At 34.9% G+C, this 16,841-nt stretch carries 14 protein-coding genes, 2 tRNA genes and 1 pseudogene; 8 read left to right on the top strand and 9 right to left on the bottom strand.

The genetic code is table 11. The features are described 5' to 3' along the window. Positions 1 to 12: 12 nt before the first annotated feature. From BUR17_RS07015 to BUR17_RS07000, 4 genes are read right to left on the bottom strand one after another with little or no spacing between them, the layout of a single operon-like run. Positions 13 to 231 carry a PRTRC system protein C gene (locus tag BUR17_RS07015; RefSeq protein ID WP_037438461.1) on the bottom strand — a complete coding sequence of 73 codons (219 nt, stop codon included), beginning with the start codon at positions 229 to 231 and terminating at the stop codon, positions 13 to 15. Between the two features lie 26 nt (positions 232 to 257). After that, positions 258 to 860 carry a PRTRC system protein E gene (locus tag BUR17_RS07010; RefSeq protein ID WP_074229605.1) on the bottom strand — a complete coding sequence of 201 codons (603 nt, stop codon included), beginning with the start codon at positions 858 to 860 and terminating at the stop codon, positions 258 to 260. A gap of 53 nt (positions 861 to 913) precedes the next feature. After that, positions 914 to 1,987, bottom strand: coding sequence for a DUF932 domain-containing protein (locus BUR17_RS07005; RefSeq protein WP_074229604.1), 1,074 nt, complete (start codon positions 1,985 to 1,987; stop codon positions 914 to 916). 43 nt (positions 1,988 to 2,030) lie between these two features. Beyond that, complete coding sequence (locus BUR17_RS07000) at positions 2,031 to 2,423, bottom strand: single-stranded DNA-binding protein (RefSeq protein WP_074229603.1); 393 nt, start codon at positions 2,421 to 2,423, stop codon at positions 2,031 to 2,033. An 860-nt stretch (positions 2,424 to 3,283) separates the two neighbouring features. Here BUR17_RS07000 and BUR17_RS20750 point away from each other — a divergent pair. From BUR17_RS20750 to BUR17_RS20565, 3 genes and pseudogenes are all read left to right on the top strand, one after another. Beyond that, positions 3,284 to 3,442, top strand: coding sequence for a hypothetical protein (locus tag BUR17_RS20750; protein WP_159437594.1), 159 nt, complete (start codon positions 3,284 to 3,286; stop codon positions 3,440 to 3,442). Further along, entirely contained in the window at positions 3,439 to 4,911 is a 1,473-nt protein-coding gene (locus BUR17_RS06995) for a recombinase family protein (protein WP_074229602.1), read from the top strand. The genes BUR17_RS20750 and BUR17_RS06995 overlap by 4 nt, the downstream gene beginning before the upstream one ends. A gap of 325 nt (positions 4,912 to 5,236) precedes the next feature. Beyond that, positions 5,237 to 6,226: pseudogene (locus tag BUR17_RS20565) on the top strand (recombinase family protein); the annotation flags it as partial. Between the two features lie 526 nt (positions 6,227 to 6,752). On the opposite strand, the gene BUR17_RS06975 reads toward BUR17_RS20565, so the two are convergent. Continuing rightward, a tRNA-Pro gene (locus BUR17_RS06975) sits at positions 6,753 to 6,827 on the bottom strand. 13 nt (positions 6,828 to 6,840) lie between these two features. After that, positions 6,841 to 6,927: transfer RNA gene (locus BUR17_RS06970), tRNA-Ser, on the bottom strand. A gap of 136 nt (positions 6,928 to 7,063) precedes the next feature. Between BUR17_RS06970 and BUR17_RS06965 the strand changes: the two genes are divergently transcribed. From BUR17_RS06965 to BUR17_RS06950, 4 genes are all read left to right on the top strand, one after another. Next, positions 7,064 to 8,089 (top strand): N-acetylmuramoyl-L-alanine amidase, encoded by a 1,026-nt coding sequence (locus BUR17_RS06965; protein ID WP_074229601.1) that lies wholly within the window; start codon positions 7,064 to 7,066, stop codon positions 8,087 to 8,089. Positions 8,090 to 8,157: 68 nt separating this feature from the next. Next, on the top strand, positions 8,158 to 9,558 hold the full coding sequence (gene aspA, locus BUR17_RS06960) for an aspartate ammonia-lyase (protein ID WP_074229600.1): 1,401 nt from the start codon (positions 8,158 to 8,160) through the stop codon (positions 9,556 to 9,558). Positions 9,559 to 9,646: 88 nt separating this feature from the next. Continuing rightward, entirely contained in the window at positions 9,647 to 10,501 is an 855-nt protein-coding gene (locus BUR17_RS06955; protein ID WP_074229599.1) for a glycosyltransferase, read from the top strand. A 138-nt stretch (positions 10,502 to 10,639) separates the two neighbouring features. After that, a complete protein-coding gene (locus BUR17_RS06950) occupies positions 10,640 to 11,668 on the top strand; it encodes a glycosyltransferase family protein (protein WP_074229598.1) in 1,029 nt (342 codons plus the stop codon). Here BUR17_RS06950 and BUR17_RS06945 read toward each other — a convergent pair. The 3 genes from BUR17_RS06945 to BUR17_RS06935 all read right to left on the bottom strand — a co-directional run bounded on the left by BUR17_RS06945 (position 11,661) and on the right by BUR17_RS06935 (position 14,722). Beyond that, positions 11,661 to 13,136, bottom strand: coding sequence for a lipopolysaccharide biosynthesis protein (locus BUR17_RS06945; protein ID WP_074229597.1), 1,476 nt, complete (start codon positions 13,134 to 13,136; stop codon positions 11,661 to 11,663). The two genes, BUR17_RS06950 and BUR17_RS06945, sit on opposite strands and share 8 nt — an antisense overlap. A gap of 9 nt (positions 13,137 to 13,145) precedes the next feature. Continuing rightward, positions 13,146 to 13,940, bottom strand: coding sequence for an FkbM family methyltransferase (locus tag BUR17_RS06940; RefSeq protein ID WP_074229596.1), 795 nt, complete (start codon positions 13,938 to 13,940; stop codon positions 13,146 to 13,148). Between the two features lie 104 nt (positions 13,941 to 14,044). Next, a complete protein-coding gene (locus tag BUR17_RS06935) occupies positions 14,045 to 14,722 on the bottom strand; it encodes a DUF2461 domain-containing protein (RefSeq protein WP_074229595.1) in 678 nt (225 codons plus the stop codon). A 273-nt stretch (positions 14,723 to 14,995) separates the two neighbouring features. Here BUR17_RS06935 and BUR17_RS06930 point away from each other — a divergent pair, with 273 nt between their 5' ends. Next, entirely contained in the window at positions 14,996 to 16,717 is a 1,722-nt protein-coding gene (locus tag BUR17_RS06930; RefSeq protein WP_074229594.1) for a DEAD/DEAH box helicase, read from the top strand. The last annotated feature ends 124 nt before the right edge of the window (positions 16,718 to 16,841 follow it).

The raw sequence follows: 16,841 nt of genomic DNA, 5'->3' as shown, positions 1-16,841 counted from the left end.
TTAAATATTTGGTTAACCTTTCGTTCCCATTACGCTCTCAAATTTGTACTCTACTGCATCGTCTTTGATTTGCGGTGCAGATACTTTTGCCGTTGTGAGTATCGGGTACATATTGGCGTAAAAATTCATTACGGCTTCCACGCTCCAACGTGGTTCGGGGTCGGTCAGTCTGATGTCCTGTCCTTTATCTTTGAGTATAAAAACTCGTTCTAATTGTGTTGCTAATAACATAACTTTTCGATTTTGGGATTAACGCTTTATTCTTCTTCGTCCGTTTCATCAATGGGATAATCTTCGCTAACCTCTTCCACTTTTGTCGGTTCGGTTTGCGGTTCTTCCATCGCTCCGAAAAGGCTCGGTGTGGCGAACTTGTTTGACAATTCCGTTTTGCATTTTCGGATTTCGTCCGCTTTTTCGGGAAACTCGGTTATGTCGGGAACTTTCATCCACGCTTCACGGAATTTGCCCTCTTTCTCCAATTCGTCAGCCTTTGCCATTCCGTCTTTAAACTTCTTGTCTTTGGCTTCTTTTTCCTTTTTGGCTTTCTCGGTCTTTTCTTTTTCCATTGCCGATTGCTGTTTGACAATTTCCATTTGTTTTAGGAATTTTTCCATATCCACCATTACACCCGAAACGGTTTCTATAGGCTTAGTTATTTGTTCAAAAAATCCCTCGTCAAACTCTTGGGGCGTGGCGTTAAATGTCAATGGTGGTATAAGGTTTTTGGCATTATCTCCGCATTGCTCGTTGTTGACCAAGACCGATACGATAAGGTTATTTTCTGCTCCTTTGGAAATGTTCAGTTGCAATACTCCCGTAAAATCCAACTGTGCTATTTGATTGAAAAAGTTAGTGTTCATCGTTTTGAAATTTTAATAGGCTACCACCGATTAAGACGGTAGCCTGTTGTTATCTAATTAAGTTTTAGGATTTCTGAACCATCTAAGGCAAAACCGCTACACAGTTCAAATGCTTTCTGTGATTTGAGTTGGGCAGTTCCACCCAATACAATGCTCTGCAATTTGGCTTCATCGTTCTTGTAATTTCTTACGTTTTGATAGTAGCCTGTAACGGCGTTGTACGCTCCGAACAATGTGCCTTTCGTGGTTTCCATCTGTTGTGTATCGCTTATCATAGCGTAGGCAAAGGCATCTTCTACGGTATTTTTAAACACGGTGGAAATTTCATCTTCCGCACCTTTTTTGATAAGGTCAAGCGTTTCCTTGTTCGGACAAAGTGCCAATTGGATTAGCTTTCGTATCTCTTGGTCTGATACTTTTACCTTTGTCCATTCGTTGAAAATACCCTCTAATTGGTTGCTCAAAGTATTGGCAAGTCCCATAATCTTATGGGCGTTCTCAATACGCTGTTTTGCTCCCGAAGTATGTTTGATACGCACTACATTGGTCATATTGCGTAGCGAAGCATTCAGCGTATTTTGGCATACAATCCTCACAGGGGTAAATGCAGCTGTGATGCTTCCGCTACCATCGTGCGAAGTGGTCAGGAAAATATATTTTTCCGTTACATCATCGCCATTGCCTACACGGATATAGTCAGGCAGTTTGGCTGTGATAAAAATACGTTCTCCGTTGCCCAATGCTCCTGCAGTTTCGTATAGAATACCCTCGCCACTGCTTACAATCGCATCAAAGAAATTAAAGGCTTCGCGGTTTTGTACGATATGGTAATCCTTCCCGACTACACCCAATACAGCATTGTTATCGGTGCGTATGTTGGCGAAATAGTTGGGCACTGCCAATTCGTTACTGCCTATCTCTATACCGTTTGCGGTTTCGATTATGCCCGAACCTTTGGTAAATAAAGGGGATTTTACTACTTCGTAATCTAACCCTGCGTGTTTGATAGCTTCCTCGCTCGTTGGGTATTGCTCCACAATTTGCCCCAAACCGTGCCACGCTTTTTGCTGTACGCTAAAAAATGAATAACGTCCTGTTCTCTCGTTGAAATTGATATTATGTGCCATTTTGATAAGATTTTGATGTTAAAAAATGATTGAATACTCGTTGTTAAAATGGTAGGTCGTCCTCTGTGCCTTTTCCTGCTGTGTTGTTAGTTCCTGTTTGTGCAATAGCCTGTACGGTTTCTGATTTTTTGCCACCGCCGTGCAATTTGATGTTTGAGGTATGGAAATTCAGCCCTGCGTGTGCTTCTCCGTCATTTCCTGTCCACGCCCTTGCACTTACCCTGCCTGTGAGTTCCACCAAAGTACCCTTGGTGAGTATCTTGGCCACGTTCGGACTTATCCAGTATGAGCAGTCGAAATAGGTTGTCTGCTCTATGCGTTCGCCCTGCTTGTTACGGTAGCTGTCATTAGTCGCTACTGAAAAGTTTACTACTTGTTTTTCCTGTGACGTTGTGCGTACTTCCGCATCCCTTGTCAATCTTCCTGTAATGTTCATGATTTCTACTTTTTTGCGTTATGAAATTTGTTCTTATTTGATTTTTTTAGATTTATTCGGCAATGAGAGGAGGTGCTGAAGTTTCGTTTCACTTTTTCCATTTCCAATGCTATATTTTTCCATTACTGACATTTTTTTTATTCGTCTAAAGAGCCGGAGTATGCTTTGTTTCGTTTCACGAGCATAAAAAGGTTAGTGTTTAGCAGGAACAAGGTTTTGTCAAAAAAATACGACCTGAATAGGTGGAGATTTTTTTGCAAACCTGAAGGGCATGACCTTGTTCCTGCGTTAAGAACACGGAAATACCTTTGCTCTTGAAATGGAACAAAACCAGCATACCGGTTCTTGAATAAAAACCTATGTGGAAGCCAATGGAAAAGGCATTGAGGAAATGTTTGGTGTGATCAGAATACATGCACCTTCAGTGCAGAATTTTTAAAACCATCCTTCATTATGTAATGGGCTCCGATAGCCCGATAAAGGGTATAGAAAATAACTTAGACATGAAATTGATGGCATTTTCTGTACTCTTTGTAGTAAAAGTCGATTAAAGCTCTTTTATGATGGGGATGAAGCTTGGAAAATGTGTTTTAGAAGACAAGAATAGGTATTAAAAAAGCTAGGAAGTTGGGCCTGGCTTATATGAAAAATCATTAATTAATCTATTTATAAGAACTTAAAGATGTTTTCTGTAATAAGATGTTTGGTGATATTAAAGATAAAAAAATGACCATAATTGAAACCCTCACTAATTGCAATTACGCCAAGAACAACCTTTGAAAGCCAATAGAAGCAACTCAAAGAGTTGTCATGTAAATCTTCGATAGTTTAGCTTTCTATGATTATCAAATTTTTTGGAGATGAAAGAGAGCATTCAAAATACAAAATTGACTCCCGAAAAGCTTGCAAAAGTTTTAAAAAATGGTAAAAATGAATTGGAAAGAGATGAGGCAGCGCAGGTATTGTTTTTTCTAAGAAAGCTGGCTCGTGTTGTTGTTAGAAAATATCTGGAGATATGAATGGTAGTAGAGATCCATTAGCAGATTTATATGTTCGTGTGAGTACAGATGAGCAGGCGGATAAAGGTTACTCGCAACGCAACCAGGAGGAAATGCTGCGTAAATACTGTGATAACCATTCTATAGAAATACGAAATGTAATCTATGAAGATCATTCAGCTAAGTCATTTAATAGACCTGAATGGAAGAAACTGCTTCAAAATTTAAAAAAGAGTAAGAATCAAATTGACCTTATACTTTTTACAAAATGGGATCGATTCAGTAGAAATGCTGGGGATGCTTATCAAATGATAAATCAACTTCGTGATCTCAATGCAGAACCACAAGCAATTGAACAACCGTTAGATCTTTCCATTCCAGAAAATAAAATGATGCTTGCCTTTTATTTGGCCGCTCCAGAAGTTGAAAATGATCGAAGGGCATTGAATGTCTTTTATGGAATGAGACGAGCGAAAAAAGAAGGTCGATATATGGGATTGGCTCCTGTTGGATATTTAAATCGTGTAGATGAAAGTGGCAATAAATATATTGTCCCGAAAGAACCTGATGCGACGATAATTGCGTGGGCATTTGAACAACTAGCAAAAGGAGTATTTAATACAGAACAAATTTGGAAAAAATCAAGAGAAAGAGGATTAAAATGTAGTAAGAATGCATTTTGGCAAGTGATAAGAAACCCTATCTACTGCGGTAAAATCTTCATTCCGGCGTTTAAGGATGAAGAAAGCTGTTTTGTTGAAGGGCAACATGATGCTATTATCACGGACAATATTTTTGAACAGGTACAGGAAGTTTTAGATGGTCGTGGTAGAAAGTACAGACCAAAAATAGAAAGTCGAAATGATTTTCCATTAAGAGGTTTTGTAATCTGTCCTCAATGTGGAAAATTGCTTACCGGTAGCAAATCAAAAGGCAGGCATAAATATTATACTTACTACCATTGTTTTCAAGGATGCTCGTACCGAATTAATACAGAGAAGCTGATGCACTTTTTTGAGTTGGAACTACGCAAATATATCCCTAAAAAAGAAATAATAACCATTTACCATAGTATACTGGTGGAAACTTATTATGAATTGACCAAGGATATACAGATTTCTAAAAAGCAGACGCTAGTACAGATTAAAGAATTTGAAAATAGAATGTCGCATATAAGGGATTTATTGGCGACAGATAAAATAGACGCTTCTGACTATCATGATATAAAAGCGCAATACAAAGGATCAATAGAGCAATTGAATGAAAAATTAGTTATGCTTGGTGAAAAGGTTCCTGATATCAACAAGTTATTACACCAGAGTATAGAGGCTTTTTTACAATTAGACAAGGTATTAAAAGATGGCAATAGCGAAGATTTCAGAGCAATAGTTAATATGCTATTCCCTGAAAAAATTAAACCTTTTGAAAATGGAATAGAGTATTCTAAACTAAACAACATATTAAAATTAAGCTATTATTACAATGATTAAGACTGGTAACTATTTGTAGCTAAAAATAGGGTCAAAAAAGACTAAAAAACTAAATTTTTCTGACAGGATTGTCACAGATTAAACTCCTACAAGCTAGGAGTTTTTTTTGTTCTTTTTTTCTAAAAAACAAGCTAATATTACTGAATTATAAGATTTTATATTATCCAAAGCTGTAAATTAGTGCCATTAAAAGCCAAATACAGCCATCAAGAGACAAGTGGAATAATGGAGATACTTTTTCAAGATAAATCTCTATTACAAATTTAAATTTGAAGGTCACATTGGTTTTCTTCGATAATGTTTAAAGAGTTAATTTCTTGAAAAGATGGCATACATAGCAGACTTATATATTCGTGTAAGTACCGATGAACAAGCGGACAAAGGATATTCACAAAGAAATCAGGAAGAGATGTTGCGAAAATACTGCAACAATCAGTCTATACAGATTCGCAATGTTATTTATGAGGATCACTCAGCGAAATCTTTTAACAGACCGGCATGGAAAAATATTGTATTGACTTTAAAGAAGAAAAAAAACAATGTTAATCTCATACTTTTTACCAAATGGGATCGGTTTAGCCGGAATGCTGGTGATGCTTATCAAATGATTAACGTTCTTCGAGCTTTAGGGGTTGAGCCTCAAGCCATCGAACAGCCGTTGGATCTTTCAATTCCAGAAAACAAAATGATGCTGGCATTTTACCTGGCAGCTCCAGAGGTAGAGAACGATCGTCGTGCCCTAAATGTTTTTTATGGTATGAGACGAGCAAAAAAAGAAGGGCGATATATGGGATTAGCTCCTGTAGCCTACGAGAATAAATCAGAGGAGAACGGAAAAAAATATATTGCACCAAAAGAACCAGATGCAACCACTTTAAAATGGGCATTTCAGGAGATTTCAAAAGGAACATATAATACTGAGCAGGTTTGGAAAATGTCGAAAGAAAAAGGATTAAGATGCAGTAAAAATGCATTTTGGCAAGTAATTAGAAATCCATTGTATTGTGGAAAAATCTTTGTTCCACAATTTAAAGATGAAGAAAGTAAATTTGTAGAAGGCCAACACAAAGCAATAATATCGGAATCTCTTTACTATGAAGTTCAAGAAATATTGGATGGTAGAGGCAGAAACTATCGTCCAAAAATCACCACTCATGATGAGTTTCCGATGAGAGGATTTTTGATATGTCCAGAATGCGAAAAACTCCTTACAGGTAGTAAATCTAAAGGTCGTAATAAATATTACGCTTATTATCATTGTGTAGGTGGATGTACACATCGGGTTAATGCTGAAAAGGTAAATGATTTAATTTTAAAAGAATTAAAAAACTCCATACCAAAAATAGCTGACCCAGCATTTTATCAAGAGATTATTTCTAAGAATTATTTCGAACAGACAAACGAAGTTCATTCAGAAAAAAAACAAATCCTGTTAGAAATTAAGGACTATGAGGAAAGACTATCTCATACGAGAGACCTTTTAGCTACACGTCAAATTGATGCTGATGATTATAGAGTTATGAAATCACAGTATACGTCAAAAATTTCTGTTCTAGAAGCCCAATTGACAAGGATAAACTACGACACCGACGATATTCAGAACACTATAAAACAAGGAATTATAAAGATTAACGAAATAAATGAAGCTCTTAATAATGATTGTTTGGGTGAAGTAAGAAAAGAAATTGGTTCAATTTTTCCTGAAAATATCGTTTTTAGCGATGGACAAGTTCGAACCGCTAGACCTAACGAATTTATACAATACATCAATCTGATTAACAGAAAGTTGAGTGCAAAAAAAAACGGGACAAAAGCAGAAATTTCTGTTTTGTCCCGTGAAGTCGGGGCGGCAGGATTCGAACCTGCGACCTCCTGGTCCCAAACCAGGCGCGATGACCGGACTACGCTACGCCCCGAGAATAATAAGTGCGGAGAGTAAGGGATTCGAACCCTTGGTACCGTTTCCAGTACGCATGTTTAGCAAACATGTCCTTTCGGCCACTCAGGCAACTCTCCTAAATAACGTCTTTTTGAATGATCGCTGCTCCGTTATTGCGAGTGCAAATATAGAACAGATTTCTTTATTTACCAAATAAATTTCAGGAAAAAATTGTGTATTTTTACGCTTATAAATGATTAAAAATTTAAACTAATGCGTAAGACATTATATATCATAAGCTTAAGTACACTTGTTTTTTCATGTACGTCACAAAAAAATATTAAAAAAAATACGTACCGCTCAAAAACTCCAGTCTCACAGCCAAAAACTGTCATTAATTCTACTTCTCAGGAAAAAATTAAACCACAAATAACAAAAGAAAGTGGAGTAGAGTTTTTTACTACCAATATTGCAGATATCACTAAAAATGATAACACGGCAAGTTACGGTTCTATTGTTTCGGCAAAACCTGCAGGATATAAAGTGGTGAAGACCCATTTCCCTGCAATTGCCCAAAATTTCAGACAAAAATATCTGATTCTTCATTACACCGTTTTACCGGATGATAAATCGGTAACAGTTCTTACTCAGCAAGGCGTTAGTGCACATTATCTGGTAAATAATTTAGGTGACAATGAAATCTATCAATTGGTTGACGAAAACAAACGTTCTTATCATGCAGGAGTAAGTGCATGGCGTGCAGATAAAAATCTAAACGACACCTCAATTGGAATTGAGATCGTAAATATGGGATTTACAGCTGATGCAACTGGAGCAAGAACCTTTCAGCCTTTCAGTGACGACCAAATTAAAAAAGTGGCAGCTTTGGCTAAAGATATTGTAACCAGATATAATATTCCTGCAACCAATGTTTTGGCGCATTCAGATATTGCACCGTTAAGAAAACAAGATCCGGGACCACAGTTTCCTTGGAAAAAACTTTACGACCAATATCAGATAGGAATGTGGTATGACGAGGCTGCAAAACAAAATCTTTTGACTTTAGCACAGACTGATGTTTCAACGAGATATAATGATTCTCCGTTTATCTTTTTGGTTCAGACTGCATTACAGAAATTTGGTTACGAAATTTATCCTAACGGAAAGTGGGACGATGCAACGAAAAAAACAATTGAAGCATTGCAATATCACTTCAGACCTCAAAACTACGATGGGATTATGGATGCCGAAACATGGGCAATTCTTCAAGCTTTAAATCAAAAATATCCTACAAAATAAAACTTTAAAGCGCATCTTTACGGTGCGTTTTTTATTAATCAAATAATTAAACTATTAAATAATATTTAATGGAAAATTTCAGACAAGAAAGTGATTTGCTCGGTGAATTAAATGTGCCGTTAAATGCTTATTACGGAGTGCAAACCCAAAGAGCAATAGACAATTTCAAAATTTCAGGACAGCTTTTGTCATCATATCCGGAATTTATCAAAGGTTTGGCGTATGTGAAAAAAGCGGCAGCAAAAACCAATTATGAATTAGGTCTTTTAGATCAGGATTTATATTTTAAAATTGCAGAAACCTGTGACGAGTTAATCGGTGGATTATTTCACAGCGAATTTCCGGTAGATATGATTCAGGGTGGAGCAGGAACTTCTATTAACATGAATGCTAATGAAGTAATTGCGAACCGAGTTTTAGAAAAATTAGGTAAAAACAAAGGTGAGTACGAATTTTGCTCGCCAAACGATCATATCAATCTTTCGCAGTCTACCAATGATGCATATCCTACCGCAATCAAAATGGGATTGTTGCAGATGAACGAAAATTTAGTAAAAAAATTGGTAGGAATCGTGGAAGCTTTCCGTGAAAAAGGAAAAGAGTTTCATGATGTCATTAAAATGGGAAGAACGCAGCTTCAGGACGCTGTTCCGATGACGATGGGGCAGGAGTTTGAAGCATTTGCAGCAACTTTGGAAGAAGATATTTCTAAATTAAATAACAACGCCAATCTTTTTGTTGAAGTCAATATGGGTGCAACGGCAATTGGTACGGGAATCAACGCTCCAATCGGCTATGCAACGCTTTGTGCTAAAAATTTAGCGGAATTAACAGGATATCCGGTGATTTCTGCTCCAGATTTGGTTGAAGCAACTCCAGATACAGGTTCTTATGTGATTTATTCTTCAGCAATGAAGCGTCTTGCGGTGAAACTTTCTAAAATTTGTAATGATTTAAGATTGCTTTCTTCGGGACCTAGAGCCGGATTATCTGAAATTAATCTTCCGCCGATGCAACCTGGTTCATCGATTATGCCTGGAAAAGTAAATCCTGTAATTCCGGAAGTGGTTAATCAGGTTTGTTTTAAAGTAATCGGAAATGATTTAACTGTTACTTTTGCGGCTGAAGCCGGACAATTACAGTTAAACGTAATGGAACCGGTACTTTCGCACGCGATCATGGAAAATATTCACTTCCTGTGCAATGCTCTACAAACGCTTCGTGAAAAATGTGTGATCGGAATTACTGCCAATAAAGATGTTTGTCTGAATATGGTAAAACACAGCATCGGAATTGTTACGGCTTTAAATCCTTACATCGGATACAAACAATCTACAAAAATTGCAAAAGAAGCTTTAGAAACCGGAAAAAGTGTTTATAATTTAGTTCTGGAACAGAATCTACTTTCTCAGGAAAAATTAGATGAAATTCTAGACCCTAAAAACATGCTGAAACCGCACAATAAATAATATTAACGATAATTGATAAATGATAATTGATGCAAGCTAACTGTTGAATTTTATCATTTATCAATTTATTCATCATTGATCATTTACATTGAAATTTTTAATCATAATTCCTGCACACAACGAGGAAAACAATCTCCCGTTTACTTTAGATTCTTTACAACAGCAAAGTTTTAAGGATTTTAAAGTGGTGGTGGTGAATGATGGCTCGACTGATAAAACTTCAGAGGTCATTAAAAAATATACTGACCAGGATTCCAGATTTGAAACTATTAATTTGGAAAAATCGTTGCATCAACCCGGTTCAAAAGTGGTTGCGGCTTTTAAAAATGGTTTACAGACCCAGGATTTGAATCAATTTGATATTATTTGTAAGTTTGATTCAGATATTATTCTGTCTGAAAATTATTTACAAACTGTCGCAGATTCTTTTGTGAAAAACCCTGATTACGGTTTGGTTGGAGGATTATTATATGTTGAAAAAAATGGAGAATGGGTGTATGAAGGAAATTCCAACAAACATCATGTTCGCGGTCCGATGAAGGCGTATCGAAAGGAATGTTTTCTTCAAATGGGAGGTTTGCGTGAAACATTAGGTTGGGATAATATTGATGCAATTCTTCTGCAAAATTTAGGCTGGAAAGAGGTTGTTCTTCCTGATTTACATGTAAAATTAATTAAAGTAAAAGGTGCAGATTATACCATAAAACCAGCTGATTATTATGGACGATATTTTTATTTTTTAGGGCTTAATCGATTCCTGACTTATGTTGCGGCGGCAAAAGAAGCTGCAAAAATAAAATCACCTTCGTTTTTGTTTCAGATTATTGGTTCGTACGAAAAATGCAAATCTCAAAATCTTGAGTTGAAAATTTCAAAAGATGAACAGAAAGTAATTAATCAGCAACGCTGGAATCAGTTTAAAAAGAAATGGTTTAAATTATAAATTATTTAAATTATAAATTATTTTGAATCAATAGGAATGGGCGTTTCATCCTGAGCTTTTCGAAGGAAGCTCGTTAAAAAAAAGAATCATTTCATTGGCTTTAGCCTAAACTTAAAATCTAAATTTTATATTTTTACTTTGAAAAAAATAGCTTACATAGAAATCGATACTCACGCAGAAATTGCGGCCGATTTCATGAATTTGATGAACGATTCAGAAGAATTTTCTGTGGATTATTATTTTTCACAAAGAATTAAAAATCAGATTCAAACGAATGATGAAGCTGTTTTTTTATCGGATAATTCGATGATTTTAGACCAGCTTAAATCTAAGAAATATGACCTCGTTATTATTGGAACGGTTCATCGGTATTTCAATACTTTTTTGAATATCACCAATAAATATAAAACGGCTGTAATTGTTCATAATCTTAATTTTTCAAAGGCTTCCAAATTAGATTTAATCAAAAATGTTTTCAAAGAAGATGTTATTTACCGATTGAAATTATGGTGGAAGGAAGGCCTTTTTAATACATCAAAAGTTTACAAAAAATCAAAGAATCTTTTGGTTTTGGATAAAGAATTTTCTTTGCAGGAATATCAATTTTTACCACTTTTTTACACCAAAGAATTTCCTCAAAATAAGAATGAAAGATTCACTGTTGTAATTCCGGGTGGAGTTTCTCAAAAAAGACGCGATTATCAACATGTTTTAGAGGTAATTCAAAAAACTGAAAGAGCGAAAAACATTGAATTTGTTTTTTTAGGTAAAGCAAAAGGAGATGAGCTTGAAGCGATTGAGAGAATTTCTAATCAATTTAATATTACCTATTTCAAAGAAAGAGTTTCTCAGCAAGATTTTGAAATGTGGATGAAAAAAGCAGACGTTTTGTGGTGTCCGATTCAGCAGCAAACTGAATTTTTCAGCCAAAAAGAAGTGTACGGAAAAACAAAAATGACCGGGAATATTGGTGATGCAATAAAGTTTGGTAAAATCGCAGTTTTCCCCGCAAATTATACTTCAAATCTTGATTTTATTGTTCCTGAAAAAGAAAATGTTATTGAGCAGTTTTACGAATTGCAGAATACTCAATATGATTTTCAGAAAGCATACAGCAAGCAAACAGTTCTCGAAAATTTAGAAAATCTCCTTCACAAGCTTACTTAAATTTCAAAATACTTTTAAAGAATTTCATATTCAGATAATCTTCAATCGGGAATATTTTGGTGAAATGATTTCCAATAAATATAAGCACTAAAACAACTGCCGGTTTATAAATAAGATTGATGAAATTATTATCAAAAACAGGTAAAACAATTGCCACCGTAATCGCTAAAGTACAGATAATTGACACGAAAATCATTTCAATAGAAAAGGGTGAAACCTTAAACACGAAATAATTGAAAATAACTTTAATAAGATTGTAAAGAGTAACCGAAATTGCGGTTGAAAGCGCAATTCCAATCAATGAAAGATCGGTGTGGTTGATGAAATACCAGTTTAAGCTAATCGTTAAACCAGCCAATAAAAGCATTACGATAATATTGAATTTGTAATATCTTGAAAGTGAGATAATATTTCCGTTAAAACCTGTCGCTAAATCCATTAAAACTGCAGAGCCCCAAATCCAGATAACCGGTTCATACATTCTTAATAAATCTCCTTTATTCGGCATGAAATGCGTTAAATAAGGGAATCCTACCATAATACATCCAAATAATACGGCTCCTAAAAAATAAATAGTTAATGATGTTTTCTTATGAAATCTGTCGAGTTCTTTCATATCACCATCGGCTAAATTTTTTCGAATGATGGGCGCAGAAATATTAAATAATCCCAATTGTGGAATGGAAATCAATGAAATAAGTGCCAATAAAATGCTGTAAACCGCGATTTCTTCTTCACCAATAAATTCACCAATCATATAATTGTTAATCGCCATATGATTTCCGAAAGTTCCTAAAAAACCAAAGAAACTATATGCTGCAAACTCTTTATAGAAATTGTCTTTTTTAAAGTAATCTCTGCTGAAATCAAGGTGTATTTTATCAAGCTTGTTGGTGTAATAAATATATCCTGTAAGCATTAAAGCAAACATTCCGAAGAAAAAAGCCAATGCAATCTGCTCTGAAAACTGAAAATAAAAGAACAGACAGAATGATCCTAAGTTGGCTAATTTCGGCAAAAGATTGTCGAAGATATTAGAAACAACAATTCTTTTATAATTGGAAATATACCTGTTGAAAATCGCACATAAAGAAAGCGTTAAAACAAGCGGCAAAATGTATTTTTTGCTTTCCCAGATCTTCATTTTTGTAAATTCAGGGAAAAAGCTTGGGATAAGGAAAAAAACAACCAAAAAGATTAAAAAATTAATAGAAACCAATGCTAGAGAAAGAGACAACATATTTTGATGCTTATCGTCTTCATGAGCCTTTCCAAAAAACTTCACATTCGAATATGAAATTCCCAACACAACAAAAGGAACCAGCATTTCTGCAGCAGACATGATGTATCTTAGTTTCCCGTAAAAAAAGAGGTCGTTGGTAAAAATAAAGATGGAGAACATCCCGATCAACGTCGCGACGTATCCGATAATGGAATACTTAAAACCCTGCCTTGCTACTACACTCATATTTAGATTTTAAACGTTTTTGGATAGGAAAATAATATTGTTGATGTAGTCGGTTTTATTTTTTTCGTCGCTGATGTTTTTTAATAAAATTTCTTCAGTCAGTTTTTCGAGGGTAAATGTTTTTCGGTTTAGATAATGCGCTTCAAAACCCCAGTTTTCAACTTCGGAAATCTCGTTCCAAATGGGTTGATCGTGGTGTCTTTGTTCCATTTCAACCATCAAAGTCGGTTTGAATTTTTGTATGGTATCTTTTCCGCCAAAAAGAGTTTTCATTTCGTTTCCTTCCACATCGATTTTGATGAAATCTATTTTTTTGATGTTTTTAGATTTCGCCCAATCATCCAGTTTTACAACTTCTACGGTTTCTGTATAAGAGTTTTCTTCGTCTTTTTCTTTGTAAGAAGTATTTAAAGTACCTCTTGAGGCAACCATTTTTCCTTTAATGATCGGAACTTTAAATTGTGCCGTTGTATTTTCGTCAGAAAGTGCCACAGAAGAAATATGCATCGTCGGGAAAAGTCTTCTCAGTCTGATGTTGAGTTTTTTATTAGGCTCAAAAGCGTAAATATTTTTGTGATTTAGCTTGTTTTCAAACTGGTAAAGAAAAGTTCCTACATTGGCTCCAATATCGAAAATTACAGCATCGTTTTGTAAATATTCTTTAATCCAAACCAACTCTGGTTCTACATTACGGCCTGAAAAATTTTCTTTGGTGAGATTTTTTAAACTTTTAAAATACCTCTGTTTATAAAAACTTGGACTGATGTATTGTAGTTTTTCTGCGAGTTGCTGGTATAAAGACATTGTATGGAAATTTGACGACCAGCAAAGGTAATGAAAAATGTTAAATTGTTGTTAAAAATATTTAATTGTAATATATTGATTATCAGTGTTTATTTTGCTTTTGTTTAATTTTTAAGATTTGAAATTGAGGTATCTAGAAAATCATTCAAAGGTTTTGCTGCTTCAAATATTTTTGAAATGTTTTTTACGGCATTTTTATCAGAAAGATCTTTGTTGGTGATGTTGTGAACTCCAATGAAACTTTTTAATTTTAAAAATTCTCCCATCGGATCTTCTTTTTCAAAGCCTTGCGGAACGTTCTTGAGTTTGTGTTCCTGATCGAGTCCGCCGTAATATTTTTTGAAATCTTTATCATCGATTGCTTTCAGGAAATCATCTTTAAAAAGAGAGATTTCTTTTCTGATTTCTTTTAAAACAGGTGAGTCTGGTAAATAAATTCCGCTTCCTAAAAAAGATTTCCCGGGTTGTACATGAAGATAAAATCCTGCTTTTGTATTTATTTTTCCCATTCCAAGTGAGGCTCCGAAATAGTTTTTGTAAGGTGTTTTATCTTTTGAAAATCTGGTGTCTCGGTAGATTCTGAGCAAAGATTTTTTGGCATCGAGTTTTAAAATAGTTTCATCAAACTTTCCCATTTCGCTAATCAGCTCTTCAGTGAAATCCTGAAAATCTGATTGTGCTTCAAGAAAAAGATTTTTATTATCATTAAACCATTCTCGGTTGTTGTTTTTATCAATAAGTTTTAAAAAATCAAATACTTTGGATGAAATCTGAGATGCCATATTTTAAATTTTAATCAAATGTAAATAATAATATTCAAAATAAATACCCATAGAATTTTCATTAATTCATAATTATTACTCTACAAAATGTATTATTTGCTAATTGTGATTATTGTTGAAAAATTTTTAAATTAAAAATAAAAAAGATGTAGTTTTTTTGTCTAAATATAAAAATGATTGTGGTTTTCTAAAATAAAATTATCAATTCGTTAATATTGTATAATTCAATATCCAAATAAAAACCGTATCTTTGCAAAAATTTTATAATATTTAATGAATTTATTTACGGAGACCAATTTAAGTCCTGATATCCTTAAGGCCATTGGCGAACTGGGTTACGAAAGCCCGACAGAAATCCAAAAACAGACTATCCCTTTCATTCTTTCAGATATTCGCGATCTAATCGCACTTGCGCAGACAGGGACAGGCAAAACAGCAGCGTTTTCGCTTCCGATTTTGGATATGATTGACGATACGAGTCGCAAAATCCAATTTTTGGTGCTTTGTCCGACACGAGAATTATGTCTTCAGATTACAAAAGACATCAAAAATTATTCAAAGTACATGCAGAACATCAAAACTACAGCAGTTTACGGTGGAAGCAGTATTATGGATCAGATTCGTTCTTTAAAGGAAAAGCCACAAATTATTGTAGGAACTCCTGGAAGAGTAATCGATTTGATTAACAGAAAAGCATTAGACTTTTCAGCAATTCACTGGTTGGTTTTAGACGAAGCAGATGAAATGCTTTCAATGGGTTTCAAAGACGAGTTAGAAACCATTATGAAAGAAACTCCTGAAACAAAACAAACTTTCTTGTTTTCGGCAACAATGAGCAAAGAAGTGGAGCGTATTTCAAAAAATTATTTGACAAAACCTCACCGTATTTCTGTGGGTTCTATTAACGAAGTTAAAAAGAACATTAAGCACGAATATTATGTGGCTGGTTACCGTCAGAAAAAAGAGGCTTTGAAGAGATTGATCGATTCAAACCCAAACCAATACTCAATTATTTTCTGTAGAACAAGAATGGAAACTCAGGAAGTTGCCGATTTCTTGATGCAGAATGGATATGCAGCAGATGCTCTTCATGGTGATCTTTCTCAAGCGCAGAGAGATACGGTAATGAAGAAATTCAGACTGAAAAATATCGATATTTTGGTGGCGACTGATGTTGCAGCTAGAGGATTGGATGTAGATTCTTTAACTCACGTTGTACATTATTCTTTACCAGATGATCCTGAAGTATTCGTTCACAGAAGTGGTAGAACGGGTAGAGCAGGAAAAGACGGTATCTCTATTTCTTTAATTAAACCTGAAGAAAGCAGAAAACTGAAGCAGATTAAATCTGTTACAAAGATTGAGATCGTTGAAGCTAGAATTCCTACAGGTGAAGATATTGTAAAAGCTCAGGTTGCAGGTGTTTTCGAAAACTTATTAGAAGTACACGAAGATTTCTTTGAATTTGATGATTCATTGATTCCTGATCTTTCTGAATTTACAAAAGAACAATTGGTGCACAAATTACTTCAGTTCCAGTTAAAAGATCTTGCTTTGTACTACAAAGACAGACATGATCTTCTGGAGCAGAAAATGAGCAGCAGAGATGATGACAGAGGAGGAAGAGACCGCGATAGAGGAAGAGATCGTGACAGAGGAAGAGACCGTGATAGAGGCCCAAGAGGAGACCGTGACGGAAGAAGCGAGAGAGGAAGAGGTGATCGTGGTGGAAAACCTAGACAAAGAGACGAAAACATGACTAGATTTTTCTTCAATCTTGGTAAAAAAGATCAGTTGAAAAAATTAGATGTTTTAGAAATCATCAACAAGGCTACTTCAAGCAAAGGAAATAAGAGAGCTGAAATTGGTAATATCGAAATTCTTGAAAAATTCTCATTCTTTGAGATTGAAAAATCTTATAAAAATGAGCTTTTAGGAAATATCCAATCAATGAAGTTCAAAGGAAAAGATATGAGAGCTGAAGAAGCTAACTAATCTTATTCTTAACATATAAAAAAAGCCGACATTTTTTGTCGGCTTTTTTGTTTTTGATTTTATTTAAACAAGTGTTTAAAATATTGATTACAAAGCTTATACAAAGATGCTGGTTGATAGTGGT

Source organism: Chryseobacterium scophthalmum, assembly GCF_900143185.1.
Taxonomy (GTDB): domain Bacteria; phylum Bacteroidota; class Bacteroidia; order Flavobacteriales; family Weeksellaceae; genus Chryseobacterium; species Chryseobacterium scophthalmum.
The sequence above is the reverse complement of the archived record's forward strand: the minus strand, read 5'-3'. Positions and strand labels throughout refer to the sequence as shown.

What these genes read in the sequence shown, in the direction of transcription:
- BUR17_RS07015 (WP_037438461.1), bottom strand. Translation starts at nt 231, where the DNA reads ATGTTATTAGCAACACAATTAGAACGAGTTTTTATACTCAAAGATAAA.
- BUR17_RS07010 (WP_074229605.1), bottom strand. Translation starts at nt 860, where the DNA reads ATGAACACTAACTTTTTCAATCAAATAGCACAGTTGGATTTTACGGGA.
- BUR17_RS07005 (WP_074229604.1), bottom strand. Translation starts at nt 1,987, where the DNA reads ATGGCACATAATATCAATTTCAACGAGAGAACAGGACGTTATTCATTT.
- BUR17_RS07000 (WP_074229603.1), bottom strand. Translation starts at nt 2,423, where the DNA reads ATGAACATTACAGGAAGATTGACAAGGGATGCGGAAGTACGCACAACG.
- BUR17_RS20750 (WP_159437594.1), top strand. Translation starts at nt 3,284, where the DNA reads ATGAAAGAGAGCATTCAAAATACAAAATTGACTCCCGAAAAGCTTGCA.
- BUR17_RS06995 (WP_074229602.1), top strand. Translation starts at nt 3,439, where the DNA reads ATGAATGGTAGTAGAGATCCATTAGCAGATTTATATGTTCGTGTGAGT.
- BUR17_RS06965 (WP_074229601.1), top strand. Translation starts at nt 7,064, where the DNA reads ATGCGTAAGACATTATATATCATAAGCTTAAGTACACTTGTTTTTTCA.
- aspA (WP_074229600.1), top strand. Translation starts at nt 8,158, where the DNA reads ATGGAAAATTTCAGACAAGAAAGTGATTTGCTCGGTGAATTAAATGTG.
- BUR17_RS06945 (WP_074229597.1), bottom strand. Translation starts at nt 13,136, where the DNA reads ATGAGTGTAGTAGCAAGGCAGGGTTTTAAGTATTCCATTATCGGATAC.
- BUR17_RS06940 (WP_074229596.1), bottom strand. Translation starts at nt 13,940, where the DNA reads ATGTCTTTATACCAGCAACTCGCAGAAAAACTACAATACATCAGTCCA.
- BUR17_RS06935 (WP_074229595.1), bottom strand. Translation starts at nt 14,722, where the DNA reads ATGGCATCTCAGATTTCATCCAAAGTATTTGATTTTTTAAAACTTATT.
- BUR17_RS06930 (WP_074229594.1), top strand. Translation starts at nt 14,996, where the DNA reads ATGAATTTATTTACGGAGACCAATTTAAGTCCTGATATCCTTAAGGCC.